Origin of the sequence: Mucilaginibacter gracilis (genome assembly GCF_003633615.1) — a bacterium.
Classification (GTDB): Bacteria; Bacteroidota; Bacteroidia; order Sphingobacteriales; family Sphingobacteriaceae; genus Mucilaginibacter; species Mucilaginibacter gracilis.
Window position 1 is genome coordinate 4,537,670 of the sequence record NZ_RBKU01000001.1, and the last position, 12,664, is coordinate 4,550,333.

General features: G+C 42.5%; 17 protein-coding genes. 9 read left to right on the top strand and 8 right to left on the bottom strand.

The genetic code is table 11. The annotated features are described in order from the left end of the window. Window positions 1-32: 32 nt before the first annotated feature. Complete coding sequence (locus BDD43_RS20180) at window positions 33-644, top strand: WbqC family protein (protein ID WP_121199373.1); 612 nt, start codon at window positions 33-35, stop codon at window positions 642-644. A gap of 1 nt (window position 645) precedes the next feature. On the opposite strand, the gene msrA is transcribed toward BDD43_RS20180, so the two are convergent. The 3 genes from msrA to BDD43_RS20195 all read right to left on the bottom strand — a co-directional run bounded on the left by msrA (window position 646) and on the right by BDD43_RS20195 (window position 2,785). Continuing rightward, window positions 646-1,296: a peptide-methionine (S)-S-oxide reductase MsrA gene (gene msrA, locus BDD43_RS20185; RefSeq protein WP_121199374.1), complete on the bottom strand. Its 651-nt coding sequence runs from the start codon at window positions 1,294-1,296 to the stop codon at window positions 646-648. A gap of 286 nt (window positions 1,297-1,582) precedes the next feature. Then, a complete protein-coding gene (locus tag BDD43_RS20190) occupies window positions 1,583-1,795 on the bottom strand; it encodes a DUF3820 family protein (protein WP_121199375.1) in 213 nt (70 codons plus the stop codon). Window positions 1,796-1,837: 42 nt separating this feature from the next. Next, window positions 1,838-2,785, bottom strand: coding sequence for an MBL fold metallo-hydrolase (locus BDD43_RS20195; RefSeq protein ID WP_121199376.1), 948 nt, complete (start codon window positions 2,783-2,785; stop codon window positions 1,838-1,840). Window positions 2,786-2,951: 166 nt separating this feature from the next. On the opposite strand from BDD43_RS20195, the gene BDD43_RS20200 reads away from it, so the two are divergent. Together BDD43_RS20200 and BDD43_RS20205 are read left to right on the top strand one after the other, a co-directional pair. Further along, window positions 2,952-3,191: a hypothetical protein gene (locus tag BDD43_RS20200; protein WP_121199377.1), complete on the top strand. Its 240-nt coding sequence runs from the start codon at window positions 2,952-2,954 to the stop codon at window positions 3,189-3,191. A gap of 2 nt (window positions 3,192-3,193) precedes the next feature. Beyond that, the gene (locus tag BDD43_RS20205) at window positions 3,194-4,138 is read left to right on the top strand and encodes an aldo/keto reductase (protein WP_121199378.1); all 945 of its coding nucleotides are present in this window, start codon (window positions 3,194-3,196) and stop codon (window positions 4,136-4,138) included. Between the two features lie 148 nt (window positions 4,139-4,286). Here BDD43_RS20205 and BDD43_RS20210 read toward each other — a convergent pair whose 3' ends face one another. From BDD43_RS20210 to BDD43_RS20230, 5 genes are read right to left on the bottom strand one after another with little or no spacing between them, the layout of a single operon-like run. Beyond that, on the bottom strand, window positions 4,287-4,958 hold the full coding sequence (locus BDD43_RS20210) for a 4'-phosphopantetheinyl transferase family protein (RefSeq protein WP_162847122.1): 672 nt from the start codon (window positions 4,956-4,958) through the stop codon (window positions 4,287-4,289). Further along, window positions 4,955-5,212, bottom strand: a complete 258-nt coding sequence (locus BDD43_RS20215; protein WP_121199380.1) for an acyl carrier protein — start codon at window positions 5,210-5,212, stop codon at window positions 4,955-4,957. Before BDD43_RS20215 ends, BDD43_RS20210 begins: the two co-directional genes overlap by 4 nt. Continuing rightward, on the bottom strand, window positions 5,212-6,483 hold the full coding sequence (locus BDD43_RS20220) for a beta-ketoacyl-[acyl-carrier-protein] synthase family protein (RefSeq protein ID WP_121199381.1): 1,272 nt from the start codon (window positions 6,481-6,483) through the stop codon (window positions 5,212-5,214). The genes BDD43_RS20215 and BDD43_RS20220 overlap by 1 nt, the downstream gene beginning before the upstream one ends. A 9-nt stretch (window positions 6,484-6,492) precedes the next feature. Continuing rightward, on the bottom strand, window positions 6,493-6,954 hold the full coding sequence (locus tag BDD43_RS20225; protein ID WP_121199382.1) for a 3-hydroxyacyl-ACP dehydratase FabZ family protein: 462 nt from the start codon (window positions 6,952-6,954) through the stop codon (window positions 6,493-6,495). Between the two features lie 23 nt (window positions 6,955-6,977). Beyond that, entirely contained in the window at window positions 6,978-7,781 is an 804-nt protein-coding gene (locus tag BDD43_RS20230; protein WP_121199383.1) for an SDR family oxidoreductase, read from the bottom strand. Between the two features lie 169 nt (window positions 7,782-7,950). Between BDD43_RS20230 and BDD43_RS20235 the strand changes: the two genes are divergently transcribed. From BDD43_RS20235 to BDD43_RS20260, 6 genes are read left to right on the top strand one after another with little or no spacing between them, the layout of a single operon-like run. Beyond that, the gene (locus BDD43_RS20235) at window positions 7,951-8,439 is read left to right on the top strand and encodes a hypothetical protein (RefSeq protein WP_121199384.1); all 489 of its coding nucleotides are present in this window, start codon (window positions 7,951-7,953) and stop codon (window positions 8,437-8,439) included. 14 nt (window positions 8,440-8,453) lie between these two features. Continuing rightward, window positions 8,454-9,353 (top strand): hypothetical protein, encoded by a 900-nt coding sequence (locus tag BDD43_RS20240; RefSeq protein WP_121199385.1) that lies wholly within the window; start codon window positions 8,454-8,456, stop codon window positions 9,351-9,353. Between the two features lie 8 nt (window positions 9,354-9,361). Continuing rightward, window positions 9,362-10,501 (top strand): beta-ketoacyl-ACP synthase III, encoded by a 1,140-nt coding sequence (locus BDD43_RS20245; RefSeq protein ID WP_121199386.1) that lies wholly within the window; start codon window positions 9,362-9,364, stop codon window positions 10,499-10,501. 6 nt (window positions 10,502-10,507) lie between these two features. Then, the gene (locus tag BDD43_RS20250) at window positions 10,508-10,915 is read left to right on the top strand and encodes a hypothetical protein (RefSeq protein ID WP_121199387.1); all 408 of its coding nucleotides are present in this window, start codon (window positions 10,508-10,510) and stop codon (window positions 10,913-10,915) included. Further along, window positions 10,905-11,921, top strand: coding sequence for a BtrH N-terminal domain-containing protein (locus BDD43_RS20255; protein WP_121199388.1), 1,017 nt, complete (start codon window positions 10,905-10,907; stop codon window positions 11,919-11,921). The genes BDD43_RS20250 and BDD43_RS20255 overlap by 11 nt, the downstream gene beginning before the upstream one ends. After that, a complete protein-coding gene (locus tag BDD43_RS20260; RefSeq protein WP_246001681.1) occupies window positions 11,909-12,664 on the top strand; it encodes an ABC transporter ATP-binding protein in 756 nt (251 codons plus the stop codon). Before BDD43_RS20255 ends, BDD43_RS20260 begins: the two co-directional genes overlap by 13 nt.

Genomic DNA, 12,664 nt, shown 5'->3' on the forward strand with positions numbered 1-12,664 from the left:
TAAAATCCCAACCACAAACATAAAAAATATATATGACCGGAAAAGGCGCTATTTTGCCAATGTTCTATTTGCCTCCTGTTGAATACTTTGCACAACTAAATAAGCATAAAACCAATTTTTTAATTGAGGGCGAAGAGCATTTAATTAAGCAAACGTACCGCAACCGCGCCAATATTTATTCGCCCGATGGTGTGTTGGCTATAACAGTACCAGTTGCTAAAGGTGCCAAAGTACACACCAAAATTAAGGACGTTAAAATAAGTTACGATTTTAAATGGCAGCGATTGCATTGGCTATCGTTACAAAATTGCTACAGGCGCAGCTCTTATTTTGAATTTTATGAGGATGAGCTAGCTCCGTTTTATCATAACCACTTTGAGTACCTGTTTGATTATAACGACCAGCTATTGAGGCTGCTTATTAAGTTGTTAAAACTTAAAGTTGAGCTAAACTATACCGAGGAGTATATGCCCGAGTATTTGGAAATGGAAGACTTCCGGACAAATATTGACCCGAGAAAAGAATCGCAATTTATCCAGAAGCCTTACTTTCAGCTTTTTGAAGAGAAGCAGGGCTTTTTAAAAAACCTGAGCATTGTTGATCTATTGTTTAACCACGGCCCTCAGGCTTTAAATTACCTGTAGGTTATTTTGTAAACTCGGGTTTAAGCAATTGAGGCACGGCACGGCGCATTTTCATTACTTTAGGCACCGATACACTTTGTATATATCCGCTTTCGGGATGTAACTTGTAATAGCCCTGGTGGTAAACTTCGGCGGGGTATAAAGCTTTGTAGGGTACCACTTCGGTTACTATTTGGTTTTTATAATGGTGTGTAGCGTTTACTTTTTTAATTAGTTGCTCTACGGTTGCTTTTTCTTCGGGCGTGCGGTAAAAAATTGCCGAACGGTAATCTTCGCCATCATCCGGCCCCTGGTAATTAAGTTCGGTAGGGTCGTGCGCATAAAAAAATGCTTCAACTAACTGGGCATAGGTAATAACAGCAGGGTTATAATAAATTTGAACAGATTCGGCATGACCGGTATTTTTTTGGCAAACCTGCTCGTAGGTAGGGTTTTTAACCGTTCCGCCGGCATAACCTGCAACTACCTTGTTAACACCCTTTAATTCGGACATGGCCTCGCTCATGGCCCAAAAGCAGCCTCCTGCAAAAGTGGCTACTTTTTCGCCAGCCTTTGGCTCGGGTAATTTGGCAAATGAATGGTCTTCGGGCTGGCCGTTAGCACATCCCCACAACAAAACCACACTTAACAAATACAAACTTAACTTTTTCATTCGTTTTTAATTTTATACCTCAATATACGAACTTAGCATTATAGTGGTTGTAAGCGCAATGTAAGATTAGCGATTGACGGAAACACCTACAATCTTTTTAAATTGCTTTAAAGTAACAACACAAATATAATGGATAGCTTCCGTTCCCTCCTTGGGGAGGGGTGTGTTAGGCGGTGAAGTGGCAGGGAGGGGTTTATTTGCTTTGCTCTCGAATAACCCCCCTCCCTACACCCTCCCGTGGGGAGGGAATCGCACGCCCTCATTTGGTATTACTTCATACTCCCTATTACTTCCGTTTTAACGGCGCAAGCAGATACTCTAGTCCGTTTATTTTTATCTCGTGAATGGTATGCAACATCATACCCAGGCTGCCCTGCGGAAAACCCTGTGCGTACATCCATTCCAGGTAATGCACAGGCAAATTGCATATCATGGTGCCTTTGTACTTGCCATAAGGCATAGGCGTAACTATTATTTTTTTAAGAATATCCGGGTCCAAATTAATGTTGCTTGCTTACAGCAAATATAGCACTAACCGGGTTTACAAAAATCTTTTTTGCACCTCTCTAACGGCAAAATAACCTATAGTAACCGATACCAGGGCAATAGCCGCTAAATTAAATTTGGTTGATACCATTAACGGCGGCACGTATTCTACCCCATCAGCATCAGCCATAGCGGGTACCTGCACATATCGCCCGTTGGCGGGTATGGCTATATCCTCAAAGTTGTCGGCCAGGTTTTTTAATTCGGTTTGCAGCTCTTTGCCTCGCATGGTATAGCCATGCCCCGTGGCCACTGTACGGGGTTCTAACTGGTAAAGCTTCCTTACGGATTGTGCTGCCGCGGCCCAATCGGTAGTAAGGTATTTGGGTGGTCCCGATAGTTTTTGCGCAAATATTAGGGCGTAAAATGCCGATTCGGTTTTGGTAGTAACAAATGCATCACCGGCAATTAGCGTGGCATTCAATTTAAAAAACAAAGATACGTGCCCCGGCGAGTGGCCCGGTGTATGAATAGTTTTCCATTCGGGCAGTTCAGTAATATCGCCGCTGGTATCTAAAGCCTGTATCTTATCACCCAAATCAATTGGCTTTGTTGGGTACGACCATGAGAGCCAACTCATTAAACCGCCGCCAACGGTTGGATCAGCGGGTGGGTATGATGATCGCCCGGTTAAATAAGGCAGTTCCAAAGGGTGGGCGTAAACGGGTACATCCCAATGCTTCAATAACTCGGATAGTGACCCGGTATGGTCAAAATGGCCGTGAGTTAAAATAATGGCCTCCGGTTTGGCACCCTCGCCAAACAAAGCTTCGGCCATGCGGATTATTTTTGACGAATAACCAGGCAAACCAGCATCTATCAAAACCCATCCATCGGCAATACCTTTGCGGTTAGCCACCATGTATATGTTTACAAAAAGGGTTTTCATTCCCCAAACTCCCTGCGTAACCTGGTAATAATTCACTTTGTTGTTTAACATCATAATTAGTATAGTAGTTCTATATGGTTTAACAGCATTAGTAGTTGAGTGTTTTACAATTACTTAATATATTTTAATTATTAAGCAATAAAAGGATGCTTTTATGGACAATTCTATTTAAAACACAAATGCCGCCGATGCGTTAAGTAAGCATACTAAATAACACATTATGGAAACGTTTGAAACAACATTAACAGGAAGCGACGGATTGGTTGATGGCATAGTTACGCCGGTCAGTCATGCGTCATTTAACGAAATATATAAGTTTACCTCACTGGACGATTCGTTACATTTGACTATCGCCAGGGATTATACCGGCAAATGGATTCGCGTTGCCGGATCGGAGCCTTACTTTTCGGGTTGGGTTGCTGAACTGGCAGAACATATTGCAGAATTAAAAGTAAAATAGAAATGGACAAAGTAAAATTAGGCACAACCGGTATTGATGTGAGCCCGCTATGTTTTGGCGGAAATGTTTTTGGTTGGACGATAGACGAAGCGACATCATTTAAAATACTGGATGCCGCAACCAACGCCGGTATTAATTTCATAGATACTGCCGACGTATATTCGACATGGGCGCATGGCGGCGAAGGCGGTCAATCGGAAACGATAATTGGCAAATGGCTAAAACAAAGCGGCAAACGCGATAATGTTATTATTGCCACCAAAGTTGGTAAGGAGATGGGGCCGGATAAAAAGGGCCTTTCCAGAGCATATATTACCCAGGCAGTTGAAGACTCATTAAAACGCTTGCAAACGGATTATATTGATCTATACCAATCTCACGATGATGATACCCATACACCACTACGCGAAACTCTTGAAGTTTACACCGATTTAATTAAACAGGGCAAGGTGCGCGCCATTGGTGCATCAAACTACAGTGCCACACGTTTAACAGAGGCTTTGCATGTTAGTAAAGAGCATAATCTGGCTACCTACCAAACCCTGCAACCGCTATATAATTTATATGACCGTGCAGATTTTGAAGCCGAATTTAAAGACGTGTGCTTAGAAAACGATATTGCTGTAATTAACTTTTACGCCCTGGCAAGCGGTTTTTTAACCGGGAAATATCGCACCGAAGCAGATTTAGCTACCACTAAACGTGCAAGCAACAAAAAATACCTCAACAATAGAGGCCTTAAAATATTAAACGCCATCGACCAGGTTGCGGCGCAATACCGTGCCAACCCTGCACAGGTATCAATAGCCTGGTTACTGGCGCAACCCGCTGTTACCGCACCAATTGCCAGTGCCACCAGCATTGAGCAACTGGCCGATTTAGTTAAGGCTACAAATTTAAAGCTTGATACCGAAGCAATAGCATTACTGACAGAGGCTAGCAATTAAGCAACTCAATATTAAACTATTGCGGTAAAGAGGCAATCTTTAAAACTATACAGATGAAAAAAAATTAGTTGTGGATACCCTATGCCTCATGCTGTTTTAAAACAGTAAACTAAACCGCAATTACAAAAAGCATAAATAGCAATTTGCATTACAACCCTTGCAAATTTAACTGAAAGCAATACGAAGTAAACAAGCCATGATGAGCCAGCGAGATAGGCATGCAGGCTTCAATATTGTTAACTAAAAGAACAGGATAACCAACCGGGCTTTTTTGCAAAGCGAGATCTTGCTTTATAAAAACACTGCTGAGTTTGTTTAGTAAAAACGTGCGTACAAGTTGCGATTGATGTTGATGGCCGCCATTAGCAATACGCTGCACGCCCCAGTAAACATGAGGAAACAAGCTATTGTTACTTACAATAGTGGCAATATAATATTGATGAATAATGGTTTTAAAAAATAGTGTTTGGCCGTTGCCGGTGGCGCACCCAAAACAAAAATCATTATGGTTTGGGCTACCCTCCCAGCTATCACTATTAAATTGGGCGGCGTTGTATAATGCGGGAACGGTAATTTGTTTAACTACAATTTTAATGGGCGCAAATACCAATTGCGGGTTAAGCCTTTTTTGATATTTATAAACGGCCTCTTTAACCGACCATAGTAACCATACAAAACTTTGTAACGGTAGCGTAGCTATGGCCGGATCATGAAGTTCAATTTCGGCGGGAGTGATAAATTTGGAATAGAAACGAGTATCGGCAGTGCGCTGCTTGTTGATGGCATTCAAATCAACAATATCGTTGCCGATGCTTATCAAGCAGAGTGATTTATTTTCTCGGCAATTACATCTATGCAGTTACCTACGGTGTACATTTTTTCGGCCGAATCAAAATCAATTTCAATATTGTATTGCGATTCCGCATCAATAATAATATCAACCAGGTTGGCCGAATTGATATTCAGATCTTTTATCAGGTCGGTTTCTTCGGTTATGCCGGCAAGCATTTCTTTGTTTTCGGTGTAAGGTACCAGCACTTTTTTTAGTTCACTTAAAATTTCTTCTCTACTCATCAGTTATTATATTTTGATATGATTAAACAGGTGTTAACATCACCAAAACCAAAATTAGCTTTTGCTACAATATTGATTTCCCTATTTATTTTTTTTGTGGGCAAATTATTTTCGCCCGTTATTTCAATTATTTCAGGGTTGGGGTCGTCTAAGTTAACATTCGGATGCACAAAATTATTAACAATTTGCAAAACGGCGGCAACGGTTTCCAACGAACCAGCCGCGCTCAGGCTGTGCCCCACCATGGATTTAAGCGAATTTACCATAGGGAAAGCGTCCCCGCTCCTCTTCAAAGCCTTGCTCCAGTTTTCAATTTCAAACTTATCGGCAATTGTTGCGGTTAAATGGCCGCTCACCAGGTCAATCTCGCTTGCGTCAATGTTTGATAGCTTTATTGCTTCGTTAATGCATTTAATTACGCCGTCGGCGGCTGGGGCCGTCATGCTGCCACCATTGCGCTGGCCGCCCGAGTTAGTTGAACCGCCAAGTATTTCGGCATAAATTTTCGCTCCGCGGGCCAGCGCATAGTCCAAATCTTCTAAAACCAAAGCTCCCGCGCCCGAACCGGGTACAAAGCCCCCGGCAGTTAAACTCATTGGGCGCGATGCCTTTTGCGGCTCATGGTTAAACTTGCGCGATAAAACCCGCATCGAATCAAAACCGCCAAAAATGTATTTGTCTACATATTCGCAACTGCCTACAACCATGCGTTTGGCCATGCCAAACTTAATGTACTCGTAACCCATTAATACCGATTGCGTGCCCGTGGCACACGCGGCAGAGTTGTTAACTATTTTGTTCCCCAAACCCAATCGTCCCGAAATATAGGCTGTAACACCGCTATTCATAATTTGTTCTACCACCCGCGAACCTAATTTTTTTGATTCTTTAGCGTCAACACGGGTTATGGCATTTTTTATCACGTCTGTGTCTGATACGCTGCTGCCAAAAACACACCCGGTATCCCAAAGCGTATGCGGGCTATAAATTTCGTTCCCGGCGTCCATCCAGGCATCAAGGGCCGCTTTAATGCCAAAGGCTATACCCTTACCTTTTAAACCATACAATGATGTTTCCGGAATATAGTTACGCAGTTGCTCCCATTCAAAGGCCGGAGTTCCGCTCACCTGGCAGTTAAATTTTAGTTCTTCGTATTCGGGAACGAATTTTATGCCCGATACGCCGTTTTGGATAGCCTGCAAAAAATCGGGAATACCTATCCCGTTTGGAGAAACCACACCTAAACCCGTAACTACAACTCTACCACCCATATGCTTTATTTATCTTTTTACGGCACTTTTAATAATTCCCGAAAATATACCTTTTGCCACTACTTGGTTAGCCTCGTTAAGCATCTCAACAGCGCATTTTAATTTACCGAACCTAAAATATTGTTTTTTGGATGTTACAACAACTTTCTCTCCGGGTAGTACCATTTTAAAAAAGTCAATATTGGTTGATGTGAGCAGAGGAAACGAATCCTGTCCCATCAATACCCCCTCTTCGTGTTGCCCGCTTATCATTAAATGGATGCCTAACACAACAAGGCCTATTTGCGCCATAATTTCGGTAATAATAACGCCTGGGGTTACCGGGTTACCAACAAAATGATCTTCGTAAAAAAAAGCATCTGGCTTTAAAGTATAGTTGCCTGTAACGCCATCATCGTCAATAGCGGTAATGTTATCAACAAACAAAAACGAAGATTTGTAAGGTAAATGGCTTAATATATCGTTATTCATGTTTTATCAATAGCATTAAATAATTAGCGGCAGTGCTCTCCGCCATCTACATGAATTAACGATCCGTTTATCCAGGCCGCCTCGGCGGTACACAATAGGTAAATTACATTGGCCACATCCTGCGGTTCGGTAATTCTGCCCATTGGGTTCCTGTTAACAGCAGTTTCAATTAATTGTTCGCTGCCGGCAATCATTCTTAACGATGGTGTATTGGTAACGCCGGCCTGTATCAAATTGGTACGGAGGCCATATTTGCTCAACTCCACGGCCATGTAAGTAGCCAGGCTCTGTAACGATGCCTTGGCTATCGAAACGGCCGCATAGCCGTCCCAATGCCGGTTTGAACCTTCGCTGGTTAAACCAATTATGCGGGCATCGGTATTAAAAAGCTGGTTTTTAATAAGCAGCCTTGCCCAATCAAGCAAACTATTGCTCATGGCGTAACTGGTATGTTCAATATCGGCTACCGAAAGTGCCCCGCCGTCGGCATCGGCCATTAGCGGCTTTAAATTTCCGCGGGCGATAGAGTGCAGCAGCAATTTAACACTTCCCTTGGCTATTATAGTATTAGTTTGCTCAATAAATTGTTCGCGCCCTGAGGCATCCAGCGCATTTATATTGAAGGGAGCTATTATAACGTTATGAATTTGGGCAAGCAGGGTAAGTTTGTTTTTAAGTTCCCTTTCGGAAGAACGGGTTTCGCGGTACAGTATAGCGATGTTCATACCATGAGAGGCAAGTTTTTCAACAGATGCCAATCCAAAACCACTCGAGCCGCCTAAAATAATGGCCCAATGGTTGGTAAATTGCTTTAGGGGACTATGCACTTAACGTTGTTATAAATATATATAATTTGAGGCCTTTAACCCCTTTTTAACACAATGGCTAAGCCCCAAAAGTAATGGAAATCTATCAAAATAAGGCTAACACATGCATACTAAATATCAAGTTCAACATAAATATTTATATTCGCATGGTTAATTGTTTGTTTTATAGATGAAGATAAGGACTATTTTGCTGCTGCTTTTAATGCTGCTGATTGCTGTTGCTCAAGGCGAAGGTCTGCTTCAGAAATTAGACCGCGAGGCTTTTTACGCGGCCATAAAATCGGAAAAGGTAGAGGTTATTAACAACCAACTTTTGGTGCTAAATACTTCATCAGCACATCAAAAGGAAGCTTTTGAAGGCACTCTTTTAATGCGGAAAGCAGGCCTGGTAAAAATACCCGCGCAAAAGTTAAAATTATTTAAAGAAGGCCGCATTAAGCTGGAAACCGAAATTGCCCAGGACACCAGCAACGCCGAATACCGTTTTTTACGGTTAATTATACAAGAGCATGCCCCTAAAATTGTAAAATACAATAAACAGCTTGATGGCGATAAATTGCAAATTAAAAAACAATTTAAAAGCCTGCCGCTTGTAGTGCAGGATGCCATTGTTGATTACAGTAAAAGTTCGAAAATATTACGCCAACAGGATCTTTAATTTTTTTTGAACGCATGAGTAAAAAGGTTTTAGCAATTTGCTACACACAATCGGGCCAGTTAAGGGACATACTTGATAATTTTACCGGGCCGCTTGAGGAAGCCGGGATTGATGTGGAAAAAGTAAACGTTAACCTAAAAAACAATTACGCCTTCCCCTGGACAACAGACCGGTTTTTTAGTGTAATGCCCGATTGCCAACTGGATATACCAGCCGAATTAGAACCTTTTACCTTAAAACAAACCCAATACGATTTAATTATACTGGGTTACCAGGCCTGGTTTTTATCGCCCAGCATCCCCTTTAACTCATTGATGAATGATGTTGCTTTTAAGGCTTTGCTAAAAGATGCGCCGGTTATAACAGTAACGGGGGCCCGCAATATGTGGCTCAATGCCTTTGTACGGGTAAAAAAACTAATTAGTGCTGCCGGGGCAAAACATGTTGGCAATATAGCCCTTGTTGATACGCATGCCAACCCTGTTAGTTTTGTTACCATTTTCCACTGGATGCTCAAGGGCAAAAAGGATAGGTACCTCAATATATTTCCGCCTCCGGGTGTACCCGATGATGAAATAAAACGGAGCAAAAACTTCGGCGAAAGCCTGCTGCCCCATCTGCTTAATAATAATTATAACGGCTTTCAGGATGAGCTTAATGCCCAAAAGGCTGTTGTATTAAAGTACAACTTAATGGTAATTGAAACCGTTGCAGGTAAAATTTTTAAAGTTTGGGCAACATTTATTTCGAAAAGAAAAAACAAAATGCCTTGGTTAAAGGTATTCAAGTACTATCTGTTAGTTGCCTTTTGGATTGGCGCGCCTGTTATGCTAACGCTAAACGCCATATTTTTTCGCTTTACAACACCTAAGCGAATTATGGCCCGGAAGCAATATTTTTTAAGTCTATCATAAATTTGTATATGCCCGTTTATATTAATAAAACTTCTGCTTTTTTTCCAAACCAAGCCGTTCCTAATGATGATATGGAGCTTTACCTGGGTTATATTAATGGTAAGCCATCAAAATCAAAAAGTATTGTTTTACGTAATAATGCCATTGTAAACCGCTATTACGCGCTCGAAAAAGGAGGCAAATCAACCCATACCAATGCGCAAATGACAGCCTTAGCGGTAAAGGAGTTGTTTAAAGATGCACCTTTGCATATTAAGGATATTGAACTGCTATCGTGCGGCACCTCATCGCCCGACCAAATGATGCCGAGCCACGGCGTAATGACGCACGGATGGCTGCCCGAGGCCGAAGCTATTGAAGTGGTATCGCCGGCAGGTGTATGCTGCGCAGGTATGCACGCGCTAAAATACGCCTATATGGCTATCCGCACGGGCGATGTTAAGCTGGCCGTTGCCACGGGATCCGAAAGGTTTTCGGGCTTACTGGTTGCCGATGTGTTTGAGGAAGAAGCGCAAAAGCTGGTTGAGTTAAATGCCAACCCATACATCGCCTTCCAAAAGGATTTTTTACGGTGGATGTTGTCCGACGGAGCTTCAGCCTTCTTAATGTCCGACGAGCCGAATAAGGAGGGCATTAGCCTGCGGTTAGATTGGATAGAAGGTATTTCGTACGCCAACGAAATGGAAACCTGTATGTACATGGGCGGCGATAAACAACCCGATGGCACGCTAAAAGGCTTTATGGATTATACGCCCGAAGAAATCATGACTAAATCCATCTTCAGCGTAAAGCAGGATATTAATTTATTGAGCGATAATATTGTTGCGCTGGGCGGCAAAAAAATAAAAGAGATATTTGAACGGAGAGGATTAACCGCTGCAGACATCGATCATTTTTTACCGCATATATCGAGCAATTTTTTCAAGAGCAAAATTTACGATTTGGTTGAGATATATGGCGGCGGCATCCCCTACGAAAAATGGTTTATCAACCTTTACACCGTTGGTAACGTTGGTGCGGCTTCAATTTATTTAATGATTAATGAGCTTTTTAACAGCGGCAGGTTAAAGGTTGGCGAAAAACTGTTGCTGCTGGTGCCCGAGAGTTCGCGCTTCTCGTATATGTACGCCATGCTTACCGTTGTTTAGCATCTGATGAAAAAGGAAGATGTGCCGCAGGATTTAAGTTCGCTGGGCAAAATAACCAAGGAAGTTTGCTACGCCACCGACGAAAACGGCAAATACACTACCCAACTAAGTAAGGGCTGGGATGTTAAAATAACCGCCCTTGATGCCGCCTGGGACGATATTGCTTTGCGCGTGGAACAGGCGAGGCAAAAGGTATTAAACAACGAGGCTAGCCCGCTGCTTTTTTTTATGGAGAAGGCTTTAATGGATATAAGCATACTGGCCGGTTATACCGGCTTTTGGAAATGGCAAATCAGCAGGCATTTAAAGCCGGGTGTATTTAAAGTATTATCCGACAAAAAACTGCAACGCTATGCCGAGGTTTTTAACGTGAGCATAGCCGATTTAAAAAACATGAGCGTTAATGAAACTTAATTATGAACACTTTCAGGCGGCACATTGCGAAAACGGTGTAACCACCAGCCTGCTGCAAAATGTGGGTGTTCATCAAATTACCGAGCCGCTTGCTTTTGGTATTGGCGCTGGGCTTTTTTTTGTTTACATCCCGCTTATTAAAATTAATAACGGGCCCGCAATTGCTTTCCGCACGTTACCGGGTTTGGTATTTAACCGCACCTGTAAGGCTTTGGATATACCTGTTGTACGAAAAAAATTTAGCTCAAAGCAAAAAGCTCAAAGCTACCTCGACCAATGTTTGGCCGATGGGCACCCGGTTGGTTGCCAGGTTGGTGTATATTATCTGCCTTATTTCCCGAAAGAATACCGTTTCCATTTTAATGCCCACAACCTGATAGTTTATGGCAAAGAGGGCGATAATTACCTGATAAGCGACCCGGTGATGGAGACCGTTACCACCATGACGAGTTATGAATTAGAACGCGTACGTTTTGCAAAAGGCGCATTGGCACCAAAGGGCCAGTTATATTACCCTAAAGAAGGGCGCCCGGTTACCGATGAGCAAATACGCAGGGCAATAAAAAAAGGCATCGCCAAAAATGTGAATAATATGCTGCACATTCCAGGCCCCATTGCAGGTGTGGATGGCATAAAATTTATAGCCAAACGGATAAAAAACTGGCGCGATAAGCTTGGCTTAAAAACTGCAGGTTTATACCTTGCCCAACTGGTACGTATGCAAGAAGAAATTGGCACCGGCGGTGGTGGTTTCCGTTACATTTATGGCGCTTTTTTGCAGCAGGCCCATGCCTATTTACCCAACGACGATTTGCTCGAAATATCAAACACATTTACCCAAGCGGGCGATTTATGGCGCTCGGCTGCCGTACAGGCTTCGGGAATATATAAGGGCAGAATTGGAAGTCAGGAAGATTTTAACCAGATGAGCGAATATTTATTTGAGATTGCCGAGATAGAAAAACAGGCGTTTACATCGCTATCGAAAATTACATGGAAGCCATGAGCAATGTGGCCATTAACATACAAAACATTGCGTTTAACTATCCCGGAAATAACAATACCTTTTTCCGGAATTTTAACCTGCAAATACAAAAAGGCGAACGTTTTGGCTTATTTGGGCCCAACGGAGCCGGCAAAACCACATTAATGAACCTGATGACCGGCTTATTATCTGTTAAAGCAGGTAGAATACAACTGTTGGGCCAAGAGATTAAAGGCAACAACAAGCAAGTTAACAAGCTATTTGGCTTTGTACCGCAAGATTTTTCTTTTTACCAGGAGTTAAGTCCGGTTGAAAATCTGGAATTTTTTGGCGCATGGTGTGGCCTAAACAGGCAGCAAATAAAATTGCGCACTACCCTATTGCTGGATGTTTTAGGCTTGGCCGATGTGAGTGATAAACCGGTTCAGCAGTTTTCGGGTGGGATGAAGCGGCGCGTTAATTTGGCTATTGGCGTAATACACAACCCCGCCATTTTGTTTTTAGACGAACCTACTGTTGGCGTAGATGTACAAACCCGGCATGCTATCATCAACTATTTGTTAGAACTCAATAAAAACGGCACCACGCTCATTTATACATCGCACCAGTTAAGCGAGGCCGAAGGCCTTTGCCAACAAGTAGCCATGATAGACGAGGGTAAACTCATTGCGCATAACAGCCTAAGCAACTTATTAACCGAACACAAACAGGATGGGCTTGAGGGCCTGTTTTTAAATTTAACAGGTAAAAACTACAGGGATTAA

Excerpts from the sequence above, each read along its gene's own strand:
- BDD43_RS20180 (WP_121199373.1), top strand. The coding sequence starts at position 33 with ATGACCGGAAAAGGCGCTATTTTGCCAATGTTCTATTTGCCTCCTGTT.
- BDD43_RS20245 (WP_121199386.1), top strand. The coding sequence starts at position 9,362 with ATGCCCGTTTATATTAATAAAACTTCTGCTTTTTTTCCAAACCAAGCC.
- msrA (WP_121199374.1), bottom strand. The coding sequence starts at position 1,296 with ATGAAAAAGTTAAGTTTGTATTTGTTAAGTGTGGTTTTGTTGTGGGGA.
- BDD43_RS20250 (WP_121199387.1), top strand. The coding sequence starts at position 10,508 with ATGAAAAAGGAAGATGTGCCGCAGGATTTAAGTTCGCTGGGCAAAATA.
- BDD43_RS20240 (WP_121199385.1), top strand. The coding sequence starts at position 8,454 with ATGAGTAAAAAGGTTTTAGCAATTTGCTACACACAATCGGGCCAGTTA.
- BDD43_RS20215 (WP_121199380.1), bottom strand. The coding sequence starts at position 5,212 with ATGAGTAGAGAAGAAATTTTAAGTGAACTAAAAAAAGTGCTGGTACCT.
- BDD43_RS20205 (WP_121199378.1), top strand. The coding sequence starts at position 3,194 with ATGGACAAAGTAAAATTAGGCACAACCGGTATTGATGTGAGCCCGCTA.
- BDD43_RS20225 (WP_121199382.1), bottom strand. The coding sequence starts at position 6,954 with ATGAATAACGATATATTAAGCCATTTACCTTACAAATCTTCGTTTTTG.
- BDD43_RS20235 (WP_121199384.1), top strand. The coding sequence starts at position 7,951 with ATGAAGATAAGGACTATTTTGCTGCTGCTTTTAATGCTGCTGATTGCT.
- BDD43_RS20200 (WP_121199377.1), top strand. The coding sequence starts at position 2,952 with ATGGAAACGTTTGAAACAACATTAACAGGAAGCGACGGATTGGTTGAT.
- BDD43_RS20255 (WP_121199388.1), top strand. The coding sequence starts at position 10,905 with ATGAAACTTAATTATGAACACTTTCAGGCGGCACATTGCGAAAACGGT.
- BDD43_RS20195 (WP_121199376.1), bottom strand. The coding sequence starts at position 2,785 with ATGATGTTAAACAACAAAGTGAATTATTACCAGGTTACGCAGGGAGTT.
- BDD43_RS20260 (WP_246001681.1), top strand. The coding sequence starts at position 11,909 with ATGGAAGCCATGAGCAATGTGGCCATTAACATACAAAACATTGCGTTT.
- BDD43_RS20220 (WP_121199381.1), bottom strand. The coding sequence starts at position 6,483 with ATGGGTGGTAGAGTTGTAGTTACGGGTTTAGGTGTGGTTTCTCCAAAC.